The 15,127-nt window shown below is 54.1% G+C and carries 30 protein-coding genes; all 30 read left to right on the top strand.

Annotated features, from left to right (window positions below):
• The first annotated feature begins 157 nt into the window (after positions 1-157).
• The 30 genes from O0880_RS16975 (at position 158) to rplQ (ending at position 15,119) form a co-directional block, all read left to right on the top strand.
• Positions 158-346: a hypothetical protein gene (locus O0880_RS16975; protein ID WP_289887687.1), complete on the top strand. Its 189-nt coding sequence runs from the start codon at positions 158-160 to the stop codon at positions 344-346.
• A gap of 85 nt (positions 347-431) precedes the next feature.
• Positions 432-620: a hypothetical protein gene (locus O0880_RS16970; RefSeq protein WP_289887686.1), complete on the top strand. Its 189-nt coding sequence runs from the start codon at positions 432-434 to the stop codon at positions 618-620.
• 365 nt (positions 621-985) lie between these two features.
• On the top strand, positions 986-1,642 hold the full coding sequence (rplC, locus tag O0880_RS16965) for a 50S ribosomal protein L3 (protein WP_010394393.1): 657 nt from the start codon (positions 986-988) through the stop codon (positions 1,640-1,642).
• Positions 1,643-1,645: 3 nt separating this feature from the next.
• Positions 1,646-2,266 (top strand): 50S ribosomal protein L4, encoded by a 621-nt coding sequence (gene rplD / locus O0880_RS16960; RefSeq protein ID WP_034753197.1) that lies wholly within the window; start codon positions 1,646-1,648, stop codon positions 2,264-2,266.
• Positions 2,263-2,580: a 50S ribosomal protein L23 gene (gene rplW / locus O0880_RS16955; RefSeq protein ID WP_010394398.1), complete on the top strand. Its 318-nt coding sequence runs from the start codon at positions 2,263-2,265 to the stop codon at positions 2,578-2,580. The genes rplD and rplW overlap by 4 nt, the downstream gene beginning before the upstream one ends.
• The gene (rplB, locus tag O0880_RS16950; RefSeq protein WP_034753198.1) at positions 2,580-3,407 is read left to right on the top strand and encodes a 50S ribosomal protein L2; all 828 of its coding nucleotides are present in this window, start codon (positions 2,580-2,582) and stop codon (positions 3,405-3,407) included. The genes rplW and rplB overlap by 1 nt, the downstream gene beginning before the upstream one ends.
• Positions 3,408-3,417: 10 nt before the next feature.
• Positions 3,418-3,693, top strand: a complete 276-nt coding sequence (gene rpsS / locus O0880_RS16945) for a 30S ribosomal protein S19 (protein WP_008444295.1) — start codon at positions 3,418-3,420, stop codon at positions 3,691-3,693.
• Positions 3,690-4,022: a 50S ribosomal protein L22 gene (gene rplV / locus O0880_RS16940; protein ID WP_170840583.1), complete on the top strand. Its 333-nt coding sequence runs from the start codon at positions 3,690-3,692 to the stop codon at positions 4,020-4,022. Before rpsS ends, rplV begins: the two co-directional genes overlap by 4 nt.
• A gap of 9 nt (positions 4,023-4,031) precedes the next feature.
• Positions 4,032-4,847, top strand: coding sequence for a 30S ribosomal protein S3 (gene rpsC / locus O0880_RS16935; protein ID WP_071325663.1), 816 nt, complete (start codon positions 4,032-4,034; stop codon positions 4,845-4,847).
• Positions 4,848-4,849: 2 nt separating this feature from the next.
• On the top strand, positions 4,850-5,269 hold the full coding sequence (gene rplP / locus O0880_RS16930) for a 50S ribosomal protein L16 (protein ID WP_034753201.1): 420 nt from the start codon (positions 4,850-4,852) through the stop codon (positions 5,267-5,269).
• 12 nt (positions 5,270-5,281) lie between these two features.
• Positions 5,282-5,473: a 50S ribosomal protein L29 gene (rpmC, locus tag O0880_RS16925; RefSeq protein ID WP_010394412.1), complete on the top strand. Its 192-nt coding sequence runs from the start codon at positions 5,282-5,284 to the stop codon at positions 5,471-5,473.
• Complete coding sequence (gene rpsQ, locus O0880_RS16920; RefSeq protein ID WP_010394415.1) at positions 5,470-5,742, top strand: 30S ribosomal protein S17; 273 nt, start codon at positions 5,470-5,472, stop codon at positions 5,740-5,742. Before rpmC ends, rpsQ begins: the two co-directional genes overlap by 4 nt.
• Positions 5,743-5,995: 253 nt before the next feature.
• Positions 5,996-6,364, top strand: a complete 369-nt coding sequence (rplN, locus tag O0880_RS16915) for a 50S ribosomal protein L14 (RefSeq protein ID WP_008444317.1) — start codon at positions 5,996-5,998, stop codon at positions 6,362-6,364.
• Positions 6,365-6,373: 9 nt separating this feature from the next.
• Positions 6,374-6,688 (top strand): 50S ribosomal protein L24, encoded by a 315-nt coding sequence (rplX, locus tag O0880_RS16910; protein WP_010394419.1) that lies wholly within the window; start codon positions 6,374-6,376, stop codon positions 6,686-6,688.
• Between the two features lie 6 nt (positions 6,689-6,694).
• Positions 6,695-7,234 (top strand): 50S ribosomal protein L5, encoded by a 540-nt coding sequence (gene rplE, locus O0880_RS16905; RefSeq protein ID WP_010394421.1) that lies wholly within the window; start codon positions 6,695-6,697, stop codon positions 7,232-7,234.
• A gap of 4 nt (positions 7,235-7,238) precedes the next feature.
• Positions 7,239-7,544, top strand: coding sequence for a 30S ribosomal protein S14 (rpsN, locus tag O0880_RS16900; RefSeq protein ID WP_038497021.1), 306 nt, complete (start codon positions 7,239-7,241; stop codon positions 7,542-7,544).
• Between the two features lie 14 nt (positions 7,545-7,558).
• Positions 7,559-7,954, top strand: a complete 396-nt coding sequence (gene rpsH, locus O0880_RS16895; RefSeq protein ID WP_071325662.1) for a 30S ribosomal protein S8 — start codon at positions 7,559-7,561, stop codon at positions 7,952-7,954.
• Between the two features lie 10 nt (positions 7,955-7,964).
• Entirely contained in the window at positions 7,965-8,498 is a 534-nt protein-coding gene (rplF, locus tag O0880_RS16890; RefSeq protein ID WP_071325661.1) for a 50S ribosomal protein L6, read from the top strand.
• A gap of 13 nt (positions 8,499-8,511) precedes the next feature.
• On the top strand, positions 8,512-8,874 hold the full coding sequence (gene rplR / locus O0880_RS16885; protein WP_010394431.1) for a 50S ribosomal protein L18: 363 nt from the start codon (positions 8,512-8,514) through the stop codon (positions 8,872-8,874).
• Between the two features lie 9 nt (positions 8,875-8,883).
• Positions 8,884-9,402 (top strand): 30S ribosomal protein S5, encoded by a 519-nt coding sequence (gene rpsE, locus O0880_RS16880; protein ID WP_010394433.1) that lies wholly within the window; start codon positions 8,884-8,886, stop codon positions 9,400-9,402.
• A 10-nt stretch (positions 9,403-9,412) separates the two neighbouring features.
• Complete coding sequence (gene rpmD, locus O0880_RS16875; protein ID WP_010394435.1) at positions 9,413-9,592, top strand: 50S ribosomal protein L30; 180 nt, start codon at positions 9,413-9,415, stop codon at positions 9,590-9,592.
• A gap of 30 nt (positions 9,593-9,622) precedes the next feature.
• On the top strand, positions 9,623-10,054 hold the full coding sequence (gene rplO / locus O0880_RS16870; RefSeq protein WP_034753211.1) for a 50S ribosomal protein L15: 432 nt from the start codon (positions 9,623-9,625) through the stop codon (positions 10,052-10,054).
• Between the two features lie 32 nt (positions 10,055-10,086).
• A complete protein-coding gene (gene secY, locus O0880_RS16865) occupies positions 10,087-11,421 on the top strand; it encodes a preprotein translocase subunit SecY (RefSeq protein WP_071325660.1) in 1,335 nt (444 codons plus the stop codon).
• 18 nt (positions 11,422-11,439) lie between these two features.
• The gene (infA, locus tag O0880_RS16860; protein ID WP_005663428.1) at positions 11,440-11,658 is read left to right on the top strand and encodes a translation initiation factor IF-1; all 219 of its coding nucleotides are present in this window, start codon (positions 11,440-11,442) and stop codon (positions 11,656-11,658) included.
• Positions 11,659-11,700: 42 nt separating this feature from the next.
• Positions 11,701-11,814, top strand: coding sequence for a 50S ribosomal protein L36 (rpmJ, locus tag O0880_RS16855; protein WP_010394471.1), 114 nt, complete (start codon positions 11,701-11,703; stop codon positions 11,812-11,814).
• A gap of 14 nt (positions 11,815-11,828) precedes the next feature.
• On the top strand, positions 11,829-12,194 hold the full coding sequence (gene rpsM, locus O0880_RS16850; protein WP_046681666.1) for a 30S ribosomal protein S13: 366 nt from the start codon (positions 11,829-11,831) through the stop codon (positions 12,192-12,194).
• Positions 12,195-12,211: 17 nt separating this feature from the next.
• Positions 12,212-12,616: a 30S ribosomal protein S11 gene (gene rpsK / locus O0880_RS16845; protein WP_010394475.1), complete on the top strand. Its 405-nt coding sequence runs from the start codon at positions 12,212-12,214 to the stop codon at positions 12,614-12,616.
• A gap of 258 nt (positions 12,617-12,874) precedes the next feature.
• Positions 12,875-13,498: a 30S ribosomal protein S4 gene (rpsD, locus tag O0880_RS16840; protein ID WP_071325659.1), complete on the top strand. Its 624-nt coding sequence runs from the start codon at positions 12,875-12,877 to the stop codon at positions 13,496-13,498.
• A gap of 102 nt (positions 13,499-13,600) precedes the next feature.
• Positions 13,601-14,578 (top strand): DNA-directed RNA polymerase subunit alpha, encoded by a 978-nt coding sequence (gene rpoA, locus O0880_RS16835; protein ID WP_008444343.1) that lies wholly within the window; start codon positions 13,601-13,603, stop codon positions 14,576-14,578.
• Between the two features lie 148 nt (positions 14,579-14,726).
• Positions 14,727-15,119, top strand: coding sequence for a 50S ribosomal protein L17 (gene rplQ / locus O0880_RS16830; protein ID WP_034753219.1), 393 nt, complete (start codon positions 14,727-14,729; stop codon positions 15,117-15,119).
• The last annotated feature ends 8 nt before the right edge of the window (positions 15,120-15,127 follow it).

Genomic DNA, 15,127 nt, shown 5'->3' with positions numbered 1-15,127 from the left:
ATTGGTGTTTGGTTGGTATTGTTTACGGTATTCTATTGGTGTTACTTTTTTGGTAATGGAGGGTCTCGCACGGCCTGCCGGGGGCGAGGCGGTGATGGCGCTGCGGCCCCAGTGGTTCTTTCATCGTAGTCGTATATCAACCAAGCGGAGACATACCATGATCAAGAAAACCTCAGCCTTCCTGTTTGCGCTCGGCCTGAGCGCATCCTATGCGTTTGCCGCCGGCGACGTAGCGCAGTGCTATAGCGAGTGCGGGCAAAAAGTGGCCAATTGCCGGGCGCACCTCGGTGGCAGCCCCATCTGCGAAGACCTGTACGAGCATTGTCTGGTCAATTGCCAAAAGTAAGCCCCATGCTCCTGGCGACCTGCTTTGCTGCGCGCGGGGTGGCGCCGATGAGCTTTCATTCCTGAAAACACAATTGGAGACATGTATGTACAAGAAAATCGCGGTATTCCTGTTTGCCATCGGTTGCAGCGCCTCGTATGCGATGGCCGGCAATGATTGCACGCTGGAGTGTGCCATCCGGGCCAATGCGTGTTCGGGCGGCATGCCTGGCTCGGCCTCGAGTCCCATCTGCGAGATGATCTACAAGCATTGCATCGAGCAATGCAAGGTCTGAACTGAGCTACGCCCAAGGGGGCGTCAATCCTGATTGATGAGGACAAGAGGGCGCGTACGCGGTGTACGCGCCCTCGTTGTTTCTACGGTCGCCAGTGCATGCTGCTGACGGCGCCCGGCGTCCCAGGCCGCATGCCGCCGTGCTTTGCGCCGGTTAGCTTGCCTTGCAGCAGCGTTTTTCAGGCGCGCCGACAACTCCCGCAGGGGCGTCGCGCAACACTTTGACATACCTCGTGTTAACTTGTTGCGTCAAGGGTTTTTGTGCTATATACTAGCCGGCTTCGGTATGGATTCGTCTTTTTTGAGTCCTACGTTACTTTGTAGTTAAACAAGCCCCGCCCAATCGCAGGTGGGAATGGAGAAAAAATGAGCCTAGGCCTTCTCGGTCGCAAGGTTGGTATGATGCGCATTTTCACGGATGAAGGGGATTCGATCCCGGTCACCGTGTTGGACGTATCGAACAACCGTGTTGCGCAAATCAAAACCCCTGAAACAGATGGTTACTCCGCTGTTCAGGTCGCATTCGGTCAACGTCGCGCTTCCCGCGTGACCAAAGCTGTTGCTGGTCATCACGCTAAAGCTGGTGTTGAAGCCGGTACTCTGTTGAAAGAGTTCCGCGTTGACGCTGCTAAAGCCGCTGAACTGAAAGCTGGCGATGTTGTCGCTGCTTCCCTGTTCGAAGTCGGTCAAAAGATCGACGTGCAAGGCGTTACCATTGGTAAAGGCTATGCAGGCGTTATCAAACGTTACCACTTCGCTTCTGGCCGTGCAACGCACGGTAACTCGCGTTCGCATAACGTTCCAGGTTCCATCGGTATGGCACAAGATCCAGGTCGCGTTTTCCCTGGTAAGCGCATGACCGGTCATCTGGGTGACGTTAACCGTACGATCCAGAACCTCGTGATCGCCCGTATCGATGCCGACCGTCAGCTGCTGCTGGTCAAAGGCGCGATTCCAGGCGCGAAAAATGGCCAGGTAGTTGTCTCGCCAGCCATCAAAACCAAAGCCAAGAAGGGAGCTTAAACGATGGAACTCAAGCTTCTGAATGCGCAAGGTCAAGCCGCCTCGAACGTTGCTGCAGCCGATACGATTTTCGGCCGTGACTACAATGAAGCGCTGATCCACCAAGTCGTCATCGCTTATCAAGCGAATGCACGTAGTGGTAACCGCAAGCAAAAAGACCGTGAAGAAGTTCACCACACGACGAAAAAGCCATGGCGCCAAAAAGGTACCGGCCGCGCTCGTGCTGGTATGTCGTCGTCGCCACTGTGGCGCGGCGGTGGTCGGATTTTCCCGAACTCGCCTGACGAAAACTTCACCCACAAAGTGAACAAAAAAATGTATCGCGCAGGTATCTGCTCGATCCTGTCGCAGCTGGCTCGCGAAGAGCGCCTGATCGTCATCGACGATCTGACGATCGACGCGCCAAAAACCAAGCTGCTGTCGCAAAAATTGAACGGCCTGGGCTTTGATTCGGTTCTGATCATCACCGACGTTCTGAACGAAAACCTGGAACTGGCATCGCGCAACCTGCCTAACGTACTCGTCGTTGAGCCACGTCACGCAGACCCGATGTCCCTGGTGTTCTACAAGAAGATCTTGGTCACCAAAGCTGCATTGGCTAAGATTGAGGAGATGCTGGCATGAGCGCGATTTTGAAACATAGCGAAGAACGCTTGATGAAGGTGCTGTTGGCGCCGGTCATTTCCGAAAAGGCCACCATGGTCGCGGAAAAGAACGAGCAAATTGTATTCCGCGTACTGCCGGATGCAACCAAGCCTGAAATCAAGGCAGCGGTCGAACTGCTGTTCAAGGTCGAAGTCCTGTCCGTGCAAACTGCAAACCGCGAAGGTAAGCAAAAGCGCACCGGCAAGTTCAACGGCCGTCGTAACCATACCAAGCGTGCTTTCGTGTGCCTGAAACCTGGCCAGGAAATCAACTTCTCCGAGGAGGCTGCATAATGGCACTCGTTAAGATGAAACCAACCTCGCCAGGCCGTCGCGGCATGGTAAAGGTGGTGAATGCCGACCTGTACAAAGGTCGTCCATTCGCTGCCCTGGTTGAAAAGAAATCCAAGACCGCTGGTCGTAACAACAACGGTCACATCACCACCCGTCATATCGGTGGTGGTCACAAGCAACACTATCGCTTGATCGACTTCAAGCGCACCAAAGATGGTATTCCAGCGAAAGTGGAACGTATCGAATACGATCCAAACCGCACCGCGAATATCGCTCTGCTGTGCTACGCCGACGGCGAACGCCACTACATCATCGCAACCAAAGGCATGGCCGTTGGCGATAGCGTGATGAATGGTTCGGAAGCGCCGATCAAATCGGGTAACTGCTTGCCAATCCGTAACATCCCAGTCGGCACCGTGATGCATTGCGTCGAGATGCTGCCAGGTAAAGGTGCCCAAATGGCACGTACCGCTGGCGCTGGCGTTGTGCTGATGGCACGTGAAGGTACCTACGCTCAAGTGCGTCTGCGCTCGGGTGAAGTGCGTCGCGTGCACATCGAGTGCCGTGCTACGGTTGGTGAAGTCGGTAACGCCGAGCACAGCCTGCGTAAAATCGGTAAAGCTGGTGCGATGCGCTGGCGCGGTGTTCGTCCTACCGTTCGCGGTGTGGTCATGAACCCGGTCGATCACCCGCACGGTGGTGGTGAAGGTAAAACAGCAGCTGGTCGTCATCCAGTTTCGCCTTGGGGCCAACAGACTAAGGGTAAGAAGACACGCAGCAACAAGCGTACTACTTCCATGATCGTCTCGCGCCGCGGCAAGAAATAAGGGGTAGCACATGACACGTTCATTGAAAAAAGGGCCGTTCTGTGACGCCCACCTGGTGAAAAAAGTTGAAGCCGCGCAAGCAGCCAAAGACAAAAAGCCAATCAAAACCTGGTCGCGTCGTTCGACAATCATGCCTGACTTTATCGGCCTGACGATCGCGGTACATAACGGCAAGCTGCACGTGCCGGTTTATGTTTCCGAAAACATGGTTGGTCACAAGCTCGGCGAATTCGCACTGACCCGTACGTTCAAGGGCCATGCAGCTGACAAAAAGGCTAAGAAATAATGGAAACTAAAGCTATCCTCAAAGGTGTGCGCCTGTCGGACCAAAAGGGCCGCTTGGTTGCGGACCTGATCCGTGGCAAGAAAGTTGACGCTGCACTCAACATCTTGCAATTCAGCCCGAAAAAAGGTGCTGCGATCATCAAGCGTGTTCTGGAATCCGCAATTGCGAATGCTGAGCACAACGATGGCGCGGACATCGACGAATTGTTCGTGAAAACGATCTACGTCGAAAAGGGCCCGGTCCTGAAGCGCTTCACCGCGCGTGCAAAAGGCCGTGGCGACCGTATTTCGAAACAATCCTGTCACGTTTACGTGACTGTCGGTAACTAAGGAGCCACGATGGGTCAGAAAATTCATCCAACCGGTTTCCGTCTGGCGGTCACCCGTAACTGGGCTTCGCGCTGGTATGCAGGCAACGGTAATTTCGCTGCCATGCTGAACGAAGACTTGAAAGCACGTGCTTACCTGAAAAAGAAACTGAAGAACGCTTCCGTTGGCCGCATCGTTATCGAGCGCCCAGCCAAGAACGCGCGCTTCACGATCTACAGCTCGCGCCCAGGCGTGGTCATTGGTAAAAAAGGCGAAGACATCGAAGTACTGAAGTCCGCGCTGACCAAGATCATGGGCGTGCCTGTTCACGTGAATATCGAAGAAATCCGCAAGCCAGAAATCGACTCGCAACTGATCGCCGATTCGATCGCTCAGCAGCTGGAAAAACGGATCATGTTCCGCCGCGCCATGAAGCGCGCAATGCAAAACGCAATGCGCCTGGGTGCTCTCGGTATCAAGATCATGTCGTCCGGCCGTCTGAACGGTATCGAAATCGCACGTAAAGAGTGGTACCGCGAAGGCCGCGTGCCTCTGCATACCCTGCGCGCCGATATCGACTACGGTACCAGCGAAGCGTCGACCACCTACGGCATCATCGGCGTCAAGGTGTGGGTATACAAAGGTGACCGCGCGCCTAACGGCGATGCGCCAGTCATCGATACTCCAGCTGACGAGAAGAAGAGCCGCGGTCCACGCCGTGACGATGGCAAGCCAGCCGGCCGCCCACGTCCAGCGGGTGCGAAACCATCCACAGCACCAGGTGCTGCTCGTGTGCGCGCCGCTAAACCGGCCGCCGCTGCACCAGCTGAGAAAGCAGGAGAATAATCATGCTGCAACCAGCACGCAGAAAGTATCGTAAAGAGCAGAAAGGCCGTAACACCGGTATTTCGCACAGCCGCGGCACCGCCGTGTCGTTTGGCGAATTCGGTCTGAAGGCAGTTGCGCGCGGTCGTATCACTGCGCGTCAAATTGAAGCGGCGCGTCGTGCAATGACGCGTCACATCAAGCGCGGTGGCCGTATCTGGATCCGTATTTTCCCGGACAAACCGATTTCGAACAAACCGGCTGAAGTCCGTATGGGTAACGGTAAAGGTAATCCTGAGTACTACGTCGCTGAAATTCAGCCAGGCAAAGTACTGTACGAAATGGATGGCGTTGATGAAGCGCTGGCACGGGAAGCATTCCGTCTTGCCGCCGCTAAACTGCCACTGGCGACGACGTTTGTCATCCGCCAAGTCGGCCAATAATTGGAGTTGTATATGAAAGCATCTGAACTCCGCGGCAAGGACCAGCCAGCTCTGCAAAAAGAGCTGAATGACCTGTTGAAGGCACAGTTCGGCCTGCGCATGCAAATCGCTACGCAGCAGCTGAGCAACACTTCGCAGCTCAAGAAGGTACGCCGCGATATCGCGCGTGTGAAGACGGTAATGAATCTGAAGGAAGCCAAATGAACGAACCAGTGAAACAGTCGCTCAAGCGCACGCTGATCGGTAAAGTGGTTTCGGACAAGATGGACAAGACCGTTACCGTTCTGATCGAGCGCCACGTAAAACATCCTTTGTATGGCAAGATCATCATGCGTTCGAACAAGTATCACGCGCATGACGAGACCAACCAAGTCAAGGCCGGTGATACGGTCGAGATCCAGGAAGGTCGCCCGATCTCCAAAACGAAGGCATGGACGGTGACACGTGTGGTTCAAGCCGCACCAACCGTTTAAATAAAAACCACCGTTTCGGCGGTGGGTTTTAATTAGTACTTGCAGGCCCGCAAATTGTATGTAATACTTGCGGGCTTCGTTCATGTAACGCCGCAAAGTGTCTGGCCACAGACAGTAGCATTCGCGGTCAGTTGATGTATGAAGGTCATGCACCCAAACAGTGAAGCCCAGCAGGGCGGCTCTGGCGGGACCAAGACTGACCGTGGGTCTACATTGTGTGGATTCTTCGGCTTAAGTTGGGAAAGAGAATACTATGATTCAAACTGAAAGCCGGCTCGAAGTGGCTGACAATACCGGTGCCAAAGAAGTAATGTGCATCAAGGTATTGGGCGGCTCCAAGCGCCGTTATGCTGGCATTGGCGATGTGATCAAGGTAACCGTTAAGGTTGCTGCGCCACGTGGCCGTGTCAAAAAAGGTGAAATTTATAACGCCGTGGTTGTGCGCACCGCTAAAGGTGTTCGCCGCCAAGACGGTTCCCTGGTGAAGTTCGACGGCAATGCCGCCGTACTGTTGAACGCCAAGCTGGAACCGATCGGTACCCGTATTTTTGGACCTGTCACGCGCGAACTGCGCACTGAGAAGTTCATGAAAATCGTGTCCCTGGCACCGGAAGTCCTGTAAGGAGTCGTAATGGATAAGATTCGTAAAAACGACGAAGTCATCGTTCTGACCGGGAAAGACAAGGGCAAACGTGGTGTGGTACAGCAGCGTATCGATGCTGAACATATCGTGGTTGACGGCATTAACATCGCTAAAAAAGCGACTAAGCCAAACCCGATGACTGGCGTAACTGGTGGTATCGTCGATAAGACCATGCCAATTCACGTGTCCAACGTTGCATTGTTTAATGCAGCGACTGGCAAGGCAGATCGCGTGGGTTTCAAAGAAGTGGATGGCAAAAAAGTCCGCGTCTTTAAATCCTCCGGCGAAGTAGTGAAGGCTTAAGAAATCATGGCACGTCTCCAAGAATTCTATAAAGAAAAAGTCGTTGCCGACCTGACCAGCAAGTTTGGTTACAAGTCGGTAATGGAAGTTCCACGCCTGACCAAGATTACCCTGAACATGGGTGTTGGTGAGGCTATCGCGGATAAAAAAGTTCTCGAGCACGCTGTTGCTGACTTGACCAAGATCGCCGGCCAGAAGCCAGTGACCACCAAGTCCCGCAAAGCTATCGCAGGCTTCAAAATCCGTGAAGGTTATCCGATCGGTACGATGGTCACCCTGCGCGGCGCTCGCATGTACGAGTTCCTGGATCGCTTCATTACCGTGGCTCTGCCGCGCGTACGCGATTTCCGTGGTGTGAACGGCCGTGCATTTGATGGTCGTGGTAACTACAACATCGGTGTCAAGGAACAGATCATCTTCCCTGAGATCGAGTACGACAAGATTGACGCGTTGCGCGGTATGAATATCAGCATCACGACAACCGCTAAGACCGACGATGAAGCCAAAGCGCTCCTCGCCGCCTTTAAATTCCCGTTCAGAAACTGAGATCATGGCAAAATTGGCACTGATTAACCGTGAGCAAAAGCGTGTAGACCTGGCTGCGAAATTCGCCGTCAAACGCGCTGCGCTGAAGGCCATCGTTGATGACCAGTCGAAATCGGAAGAAGAGCGTTACGAAGCGCGCTTGAAACTGCAAGCGCTGCCACGTAACTCGAATCCGACGCGTCAACGTAACCGTTGCGCAATCACCGGTCGTCCGCGCGGCACATTCCGTAAATTCGGTCTGGGTCGTATCAAGCTCCGTGAATTCGCCATGCGTGGTGAAATTCCGGGTATGACAAAAGCAAGCTGGTAATAGGAGAATATGCAATGAGTATGAGCGATCCTATCGCCGATATGCTGACCCGCATTCGCAACGCACAAGGCGTGCAAAAAACGACCGTGGCCATGCCATCGTCGAAAGTCAAAATTGCGATTGCCAACGTCCTGAAGGACGAGGGTTACATTGAAGATTTCGCTGTTGCCGAAGCTGGTGGCAAGGCGGAACTGAAGATCGGTTTGAAGTATTATGTTGGCCGTCCCGTTATTGAGCGCTTGGAGCGCGTGTCCCGTCCGGGTCTGCGCGTCTACAAGGGTAAAGACGAGATCCCTGTTGTGATGAATGGCTTGGGTGTGGCGATCGTGTCGACTCCGCAAGGCGTCATGACTGACCGCAAAGCACGCGCTACCGGTGTCGGCGGCGAAGTTATTTGCTACGTGGCTTAAGGAGTTACACATGTCTCGAGTAGCTAAAATGCCTATCGTAGTGCCAGCTGGCGCCGAAGTCGCCATCTCCGCACAAGCGATCACCGTAAAAGGCCCGCTGGGCGTGCTTTCCCAAGCCCTCACCGGCCTGGTCAAAGTAGAAAACAATGCAGGAACCCTGAGTTTCGACGTGGCGAACGACAGCCGCGAAGCCAATGCCATGTCCGGCACGCTGCGCGCACTGGTCAACAACATGGTTGTTGGCGTCACCAAGGGTTTCGAGAAAAAGCTGAACCTGGTAGGCGTGGGTTACAAGGCGCAAGCTCAAGGCGACAAGCTGAATCTGTCCCTGGGTTTCTCGCACCCTGTAGTGCATGACATGCCAGCCGGCGTTACCTGCGCAACACCAACCCCGACCGAGATCCTGATTAAAGGTATCGACCGTCAACAGGTTGGCCAGGTAGCCGCTGAAGTTCGTGCTTACCGCGCTCCTGAGCCTTATAAAGGCAAGGGCGTTCGCTATGCGGACGAAGTGGTTAAGCTTAAAGAAACCAAGAAGAAGTAATTAGGGGCTGACGATGGATAAGAAAGAATCACGGCTTCGCCGCGGACGCCAAACCCGCATCAAGATTGCGGAATTGAAAGTAAATCGCTTGTCGGTGCATCGCACCAACCTGCACATTTACGCCAACCTGATCAGCCCGGACGCTAAAGTCCTGGTTTCGGCCTCGACGGCTGAAGCGGAAGTACGCGCTGAACTGGCAGGCCAATCCGGCAAAGGCGGCAATGCCGCTGCTGCAGCCTTGATCGGCAAGCGCGTCGCTGAAAAAGCGTTGAAAGCAGGAATTACCGAAGTTGCGTTCGACCGCTCCGGTTTCCGTTACCACGGCCGTGTGAAAGCGTTGGCAGAAGCCGCACGCGAAGCCGGTCTGAAGTTCTAAGGATCAATCATGGCAAAAATGCAAGCAAAAATGCAAAGCGACAAGCCGGATGATGGCATGCGCGAAAAAATGATCGCGATCAACCGCGTGACCAAAGTGGTCAAGGGTGGTCGTATCATGGGTTTCGCCGCGCTGACCGTAGTTGGTGATGGCGATGGCCGCGTCGGCATGGGCAAGGGCAAATCGAAAGAAGTGCCAGTTGGCGTGCAGAAGGCAATGGAAGAAGCCCGTCGCAACCTGATCAAAGTACCGCTCAAAAACGGTACCTTGCATCACACGGTTGTTGGTCGTCACGGCGCCTCCAAGGTCCTGATGAACCCAGCTAAGCCTGGTACTGGCGTTATCGCTGGTGGCGCAATGCGCGCTATCTTCGAAGTGATGGGCGTGACGGACGTGGTGGCGAAATCCACCGGTTCGAACAACCCATACAACCTGGTACGCGCTACGCTGGACGGCCTGTCGAAAATGAGCACTGCTTCCGATATCGCTGCCAAACGCGGCAAGTCGGTCGAAGACATTCTGGCTTAAGGTGGACAAAATGACAAACACAGTCAAAGTGCAATTGGTCAAGGGCTTGATCGGTACGCGCGAATCGCATCGCGCTACCGTGCGCGGTCTGGGTCTGCGTCGTGTAAATTCGGTTTCCGAATTGCAAGACACCCCATCCGTACGCGGCATGATCAATAAAGTATCGTATCTCGTTAAAGTTGTCGGGTAAGCCTTCGGGCTTACACGAACGGAGCAAATCATGGAATTGAATACTATTGCACCAGCCGAAGGCGCTAAGCACTACAAGCGTCGCGTCGGTCGCGGTATCGGCTCCGGCCTGGGTAAAACCTCGGGTCGTGGTCACAAAGGTCAGAAATCGCGTTCGGGCGGCTTTCATAAAGTCGGTTTCGAAGGCGGTCAGATGCCTCTGCAACGCCGTCTGCCTAAGCGCGGTTTCAAATCGATGCACGCAACCTTCAAAGCTGAAGTGCGCCTGTCCGATCTGAATAACCTGGCTGTTGGCGATGTCGACATTCTGGTCTTGAAGCAAGCTGGCGTTCTGGGCGTGTTGGCCCGTGACGTGCGCGTGATCTTGTCCGGCGAAATCACCAAAGCGGTGAATTTGAAGGGCTTGAAAGTGTCCGCTGGCGCGAAAGCAGCCATCGAAGCAGCCGGCGGCTCGGTAGCCTGAGTTGACCGCTAACAGCTTGATCGGAGCGAAAATTGGCGACTAATCCACAACTTGCTAAAAGTGCAGCGGCCGGTTTCCCTTGGGGACGGCTCTGGTTTTTGCTTGGCGCATTGGTGGTTTATCGTATCGGTGCTCACGTCCCGGTTCCCGGGATTGACCCGACACAATTAGCCTCGCTGTTCAAGGAGCACGAAGGCGGCGTCCTGGGCATGTTCAACATGTTCTCGGGCGGTGCCTTGTCTCGTTTTACAGTGTTTGCGCTGGGTATCATGCCTTATATCTCGGCCTCGATCATCATGCAATTGCTGTCGATCGTGTCACCGCAGATGGAAGCGTTGAAAAAAGAAGGCGAAGCAGGTCGTCGCAAGATCACCCAGTACACCCGGTATTTCACGGTTGCCCTGGCACTGTTCCAAGCGTTAGGCATTGCAGTCGCACTGGAGTCGCAAGCTGGTCTGGTGTTGGAACCTGGTCTTGCATTCCGCTTCGTGACGGTCGTCACTTTGTTGACCGGAACAATGTTTTTGATGTGGTTGGGTGAGCAAATTACCGAGCGTGGCTTGGGTAATGGCATCTCGATCATCATTTTTGCCGGGATTGCAGCCGGTCTGCCGTCGGCGTTGGGTGGCTTGTTCACTCAGGTGTCGAATGGTTCGATCAGCAGCTTCAGCGCGATTTTCATCGTGATCCTGGTAGCACTGGTAACGTACTTCGTTGTATTCGTCGAACGTGGTCAGCGCAAAATATTGGTCAACTACGCGAAGCGCCAGGTAGGCAACAAGATTTATGGCGGTCAAACCAGCCATTTGCCGTTGAAGCTGAACATGGCCGGCGTGATCCCGCCGATCTTTGCTTCTTCGATCATCTTGTTCCCGGCCACTATCGTGGACTGGTTTTCAAAGGGCGCCGACAACGCTAACCCTGCGGTGCGGTTCTTGAAAGATTTGGCAGCATCGATGGGGCCTGGTGAGCCTATCCATGCGCTGTTGTACGCAGTGGCGATCGTGTTTTTCTGTTTCTTCTATACAGCGCTGGTGTTTAACAGCAAGGAAACAGCGGATAACTTGAAGAAAAGCGGTGCGTTCATTCCCGGGATCCGTCCAGGCGAACAGACAGCCCGTTACATCGACAAGATCCTGACACGCTTGACACTTGCCGGCGCAGTCTACATCACCCTGGTGTGTTTATTGCCGGAATTTATGCAAGCCCAGTGGAAAGTACCATTCTATTTCGGCGGTACTTCTTTATTGATTATTGTAGTTGTCACTATGGATTTCATGGCGCAAGTACAGAACTACGTGATGTCGCAGCAATATGATTCACTGCTGCGCAAAGCAAATTTCAAGGGCGGAATTCCGACGCGTTAAGCGCGGTAAACATACCGAATGGCAAAAGACGACGTCATACAGATGCAGGGCGAGATTCTTGAGAATCTCCCAAATGCAACATTTCGAGTGAAGCTGGAGAACGGACACGTGGTGCTCGGGCATATTTCAGGTAAAATGCGGATGAATTATATTCGCATTCTCCCTGGAGACAAGGTGACGGTGGAGTTGACGCCGTACGACCTGAGCCGAGCCCGCATTGTGTTCCGTACCAAGTAACACACTGAATCAAACCAAAGAAGCGAAAGAAAGAGCCCAAAAATGAAAGTTCTCGCATCAGTCAAGCGGATCTGCCGCAACTGCAAGATCATCAAGCGCAAAGGCGTAGTCCGCGTTATCTGCGTGGAACCACGTCACAAGCAGCGTCAAGGTTAATCGAGGAATAACAAATGGCACGTATTGCAGGGGTTAATATCCCAAATCATCAGCATACCGTTATCGGCCTGACGGCCATCTACGGTGTGGGCCGTCCACGCGCAGAGAAAATCTGTGCATCGACCGGTGTAGCAACCAACAAAAAGATCAAAGATCTGGATGACAGCGAACTGGAAAAGCTGCGCGATGAAGTAGGTAAATTCATCGTCGAAGGCGATCTGCGTCGTGAACTGTCCATGAACATCAAGCGTTTGATGGATCTGGGTTGCTACCGCGGCATGCGTCATCGTAAGGGTCTGCCTTGCCGTGGCCAGCGTACGCGTACGAACGCACGTACCCGCAAGGGACCGCGTAAAGCCGCTCAATCGCTGAAAAAATAATCCGCTAGGGAATAATTATGGCTAAGTCGCAAAATAACGCCGCATCAGCACGCGTGCGTAAAAAAGTTAAAAAGAACGTCGCTGAAGGCATCGCACATGTCCACGCTTCGTTCAATAACACCATCATTACCATCACCGATCGTCAAGGCAATGCCTTGTCGTGGGCTACCTCCGGCGGTGCAGGCTTCAAGGGTTCGCGTAAATCGACCCCATTCGCAGCGCAGGTCGCCGCGGAAGCCGCTGGTAAAGTGGCTGTTGAGTGTGGCGTGAAGAACCTGGAAGTACGTATCAAGGGCCCAGGTCCTGGTCGTGAATCCGCCGTTCGCGCGCTGAACAACCTGGGCATCAAGATCACCGAGATCCAGGACGTGACGCCGGTACCGCACAACGGTTGCCGTCCACCGAAACGTCGTCGTATCTAAGATAGTGTTGCAGAGGGCGCTTCGGCGCCAGCTGCTTTGCTGTCTGTTGTAACTCAGTACAGTTGTGTGAAAACGCTGGAGCAGGGAGCCGGAAACGGTTATACTGCCCGGCTGTTCTTGCCTGTCAAATTCTGTTTGGCGGGTTTTTCGTTTTCAGCCACCGTCTGATTGAAACCAAATCAGACTAGCGCCTAACCGCATCAGTGTGTTTGATCATGCATGTGGCTGGGGCGTTATCATTTAAAAAAAGGAAGTATCGTGGCACGTTATATCGGACCTAAAGCAAAACTTTCCCGCCGTGAAGGTACAGACCTGTTCCTGAAGAGCGCACGTCGCTCGCTGGACAGCAAGTGCAAACTGGACGTCAAGCCAGGCCAGCACGGTGTCAAATCCGGCGCCCGCACCTCGGACTACGGTAACCAACTGCGCGAAAAGCAAAAAGTCAAGCGCATGTACGGCGTGCTGGAACGTCAATTCCGCCGCTACTTCGCTGAAGCAGACCGTCGTAAAGGCAACACCGGCGAAACGCTGTTGAAGTTGCTGGAAACGCGTCTGGACAACGTTTGCTACCGCATGGGCTTTGGCTCGACCCGCGCTGAAGCGCGTCAACTGGTCAGCCACAAAGCGTTCACCGTGAACGGTATCGTTGTGAACATCGCTTCGTACGCAGTTAAAGTTGGCGACATCATCGCTGTTCGTGAAAAATCGAAAAAGCAAGTGCGTATCGTTGAAGCACTGTCGCTGGCTGAACAAGTTGGTATGCCTAGCTGGGTTTCGGTTGATGCCAAGAAAATGGAAGGTACTTTCAAGTCCCTGCCAGAGCGTAACGAAATCGCTAACGACGTCAACGAATCGCTGATCGTCGAGCTGTACTCGCGTTAATAGCAGTTAGCACCACCTCCGCCCACTCGATCGAGTGGGCGTTTTACTAATGCCATCAGCCTTATCGGTGTAATGAGCCGAGGGTATTGAAAAGGACATTTCATGCAAAACAGTTTGTTGAAGCCACGTATTATCGATGTTGAAGCTCTCGGTGCAGGTCACGCCAAAGTCGTGATGGAACCGTTCGAGCGCGGCTATGGCCACACATTGGGTAACGCGTTGCGCCGCGTTCTGCTGTCGTCGATGGTGGGCTACGCGCCGACCGAAGTGACGATCGCTGGCGTCGTCCACGAATATTCCTCCCTCGATGGCGTGCAAGAAGACGTCGTCGATCTGTTGCTGAACTTGAAGGGTGTGGTTTTCAAAGTCCACAACCGCGATTCGGTAACCCTGACCCTGAAAAAAGAAGGCGAAGGCGCGATCCTGGCCTCCGACATCGACCTGCCGCATGACGTCGAACTGATCAACCCTGACCACGTGATCGCCCACCTGACCGCCGGTGGCAAGCTGGACATGCAGATCAAGGTTGAAAAAGGCCGCGGCTACGTTCCTGGTAACGTGCGTCGCCTGTCGGAAGACACGAACAAGACCATCGGCCGCATCATCCTGGACGCGTCGTTCTCGCCAGTGCGCCGTGTATCGTACTTCGTTGAGTCGGCTCGCGTTGAACAGCGTACCGACCTGGACAAGCTGATCATCAACATCGAAACCAACGGCGTGATCTCGCCGGAAGAAGCGATCCGCCAGTCGGCCCGCGTCCTGGTGGACCAGTTGAATGTGTTCGCTGCCCTGGAAGGCACGGAAGCCGCCGCCGAAGCGCCATCGCGCGCACCGCTGGTCGATCCTATCCTGTTGCGTCCAGTCGACGACCTGGAGTTGACCGTGCGTTCGGCAAACTGCCTGAAAGCGGAAAACATCTACTACATCGGCGACCTGATCCAACGTTCGGAAAACGAACTGCTGAAAACGCCAAACCTGGGCCGCAAGTCCCTGAACGAAATCAAGGAAGTGCTGGCATCGCGCGGCTTGACCTTGGGCATGAAGCTGGAAAACTGGCCGCCTGCCGGCCTGGAAAAGTAATCGCAGTCACAGTATTTTGTAGCAAACTGCCTGGGACAGGTGTCCCAGGCTTTTATTTTGTAGCACCAAACCGGTCCGCGGCTGTATGGGGTTTCCCAACCAGCCGATCGAAGAACTGGAATTTAAACACTCACCGAAAGGATTTATCATGCGTCACGGTCACGGCCTCCGTAAACTGAATCGTACCTCGTCCCACCGTCTGGCAATGCTGCGCAACATGACAGTATCGCTGCTGCGTCACGAAGCGATTAAAACCACCCTGCCAAAAGCAAAAGAACTGCGCCGCGTTGTCGAGCCAATTCTGACCCTGGGCAAAACCGACTCCCTGGCAAACAAGCGTCTGGCCTTCAACCGCCTGCGCGACCGTGAAATGGTCGTCAAACTGTTCGCTGAACTGGGCCCACGTTTCGCCAACCGTAACGGTGGTTATGTGCGTATCCTGAAAATGGGTTTCCGCGTCGGCGATAACGCTCCTATGGCGTTCGTTGAACTGATGGATCGTCCAGATACGACCGAAGCAGTTGAAGTTGCTGGCGAGTAATCCCAGTA

The organism is Janthinobacterium sp. SUN118, from assembly GCF_030397695.1.
Classification (GTDB): domain Bacteria; phylum Pseudomonadota; class Gammaproteobacteria; order Burkholderiales; family Burkholderiaceae_D; genus Janthinobacterium.
This window is presented reverse-complemented; position numbering and strand designations above follow the sequence as displayed.

What these genes read in the sequence shown, in the direction of transcription:
- O0880_RS16975 (WP_289887687.1), top strand. Translation starts at nt 158, where the DNA reads ATGATCAAGAAAACCTCAGCCTTCCTGTTTGCGCTCGGCCTGAGCGCA.
- O0880_RS16970 (WP_289887686.1), top strand. Translation starts at nt 432, where the DNA reads ATGTACAAGAAAATCGCGGTATTCCTGTTTGCCATCGGTTGCAGCGCC.
- rplC (WP_010394393.1), top strand. Translation starts at nt 986, where the DNA reads ATGAGCCTAGGCCTTCTCGGTCGCAAGGTTGGTATGATGCGCATTTTC.
- rplD (WP_034753197.1), top strand. Translation starts at nt 1,646, where the DNA reads ATGGAACTCAAGCTTCTGAATGCGCAAGGTCAAGCCGCCTCGAACGTT.
- rplW (WP_010394398.1), top strand. Translation starts at nt 2,263, where the DNA reads ATGAGCGCGATTTTGAAACATAGCGAAGAACGCTTGATGAAGGTGCTG.
- rplB (WP_034753198.1), top strand. Translation starts at nt 2,580, where the DNA reads ATGGCACTCGTTAAGATGAAACCAACCTCGCCAGGCCGTCGCGGCATG.
- rpsS (WP_008444295.1), top strand. Translation starts at nt 3,418, where the DNA reads ATGACACGTTCATTGAAAAAAGGGCCGTTCTGTGACGCCCACCTGGTG.
- rpsC (WP_071325663.1), top strand. Translation starts at nt 4,032, where the DNA reads ATGGGTCAGAAAATTCATCCAACCGGTTTCCGTCTGGCGGTCACCCGT.
- rplP (WP_034753201.1), top strand. Translation starts at nt 4,850, where the DNA reads ATGCTGCAACCAGCACGCAGAAAGTATCGTAAAGAGCAGAAAGGCCGT.
- rpmC (WP_010394412.1), top strand. Translation starts at nt 5,282, where the DNA reads ATGAAAGCATCTGAACTCCGCGGCAAGGACCAGCCAGCTCTGCAAAAA.
- rpsQ (WP_010394415.1), top strand. Translation starts at nt 5,470, where the DNA reads ATGAACGAACCAGTGAAACAGTCGCTCAAGCGCACGCTGATCGGTAAA.
- rplN (WP_008444317.1), top strand. Translation starts at nt 5,996, where the DNA reads ATGATTCAAACTGAAAGCCGGCTCGAAGTGGCTGACAATACCGGTGCC.
- rplX (WP_010394419.1), top strand. Translation starts at nt 6,374, where the DNA reads ATGGATAAGATTCGTAAAAACGACGAAGTCATCGTTCTGACCGGGAAA.
- rplE (WP_010394421.1), top strand. Translation starts at nt 6,695, where the DNA reads ATGGCACGTCTCCAAGAATTCTATAAAGAAAAAGTCGTTGCCGACCTG.
- rpsN (WP_038497021.1), top strand. Translation starts at nt 7,239, where the DNA reads ATGGCAAAATTGGCACTGATTAACCGTGAGCAAAAGCGTGTAGACCTG.
- rpsH (WP_071325662.1), top strand. Translation starts at nt 7,559, where the DNA reads ATGAGTATGAGCGATCCTATCGCCGATATGCTGACCCGCATTCGCAAC.
- rplF (WP_071325661.1), top strand. Translation starts at nt 7,965, where the DNA reads ATGTCTCGAGTAGCTAAAATGCCTATCGTAGTGCCAGCTGGCGCCGAA.
- rplR (WP_010394431.1), top strand. Translation starts at nt 8,512, where the DNA reads ATGGATAAGAAAGAATCACGGCTTCGCCGCGGACGCCAAACCCGCATC.
- rpsE (WP_010394433.1), top strand. Translation starts at nt 8,884, where the DNA reads ATGGCAAAAATGCAAGCAAAAATGCAAAGCGACAAGCCGGATGATGGC.
- rpmD (WP_010394435.1), top strand. Translation starts at nt 9,413, where the DNA reads ATGACAAACACAGTCAAAGTGCAATTGGTCAAGGGCTTGATCGGTACG.
- rplO (WP_034753211.1), top strand. Translation starts at nt 9,623, where the DNA reads ATGGAATTGAATACTATTGCACCAGCCGAAGGCGCTAAGCACTACAAG.
- infA (WP_005663428.1), top strand. Translation starts at nt 11,440, where the DNA reads ATGGCAAAAGACGACGTCATACAGATGCAGGGCGAGATTCTTGAGAAT.
- rpmJ (WP_010394471.1), top strand. Translation starts at nt 11,701, where the DNA reads ATGAAAGTTCTCGCATCAGTCAAGCGGATCTGCCGCAACTGCAAGATC.
- rpsM (WP_046681666.1), top strand. Translation starts at nt 11,829, where the DNA reads ATGGCACGTATTGCAGGGGTTAATATCCCAAATCATCAGCATACCGTT.
- rpsK (WP_010394475.1), top strand. Translation starts at nt 12,212, where the DNA reads ATGGCTAAGTCGCAAAATAACGCCGCATCAGCACGCGTGCGTAAAAAA.
- rpoA (WP_008444343.1), top strand. Translation starts at nt 13,601, where the DNA reads ATGCAAAACAGTTTGTTGAAGCCACGTATTATCGATGTTGAAGCTCTC.
- rplQ (WP_034753219.1), top strand. Translation starts at nt 14,727, where the DNA reads ATGCGTCACGGTCACGGCCTCCGTAAACTGAATCGTACCTCGTCCCAC.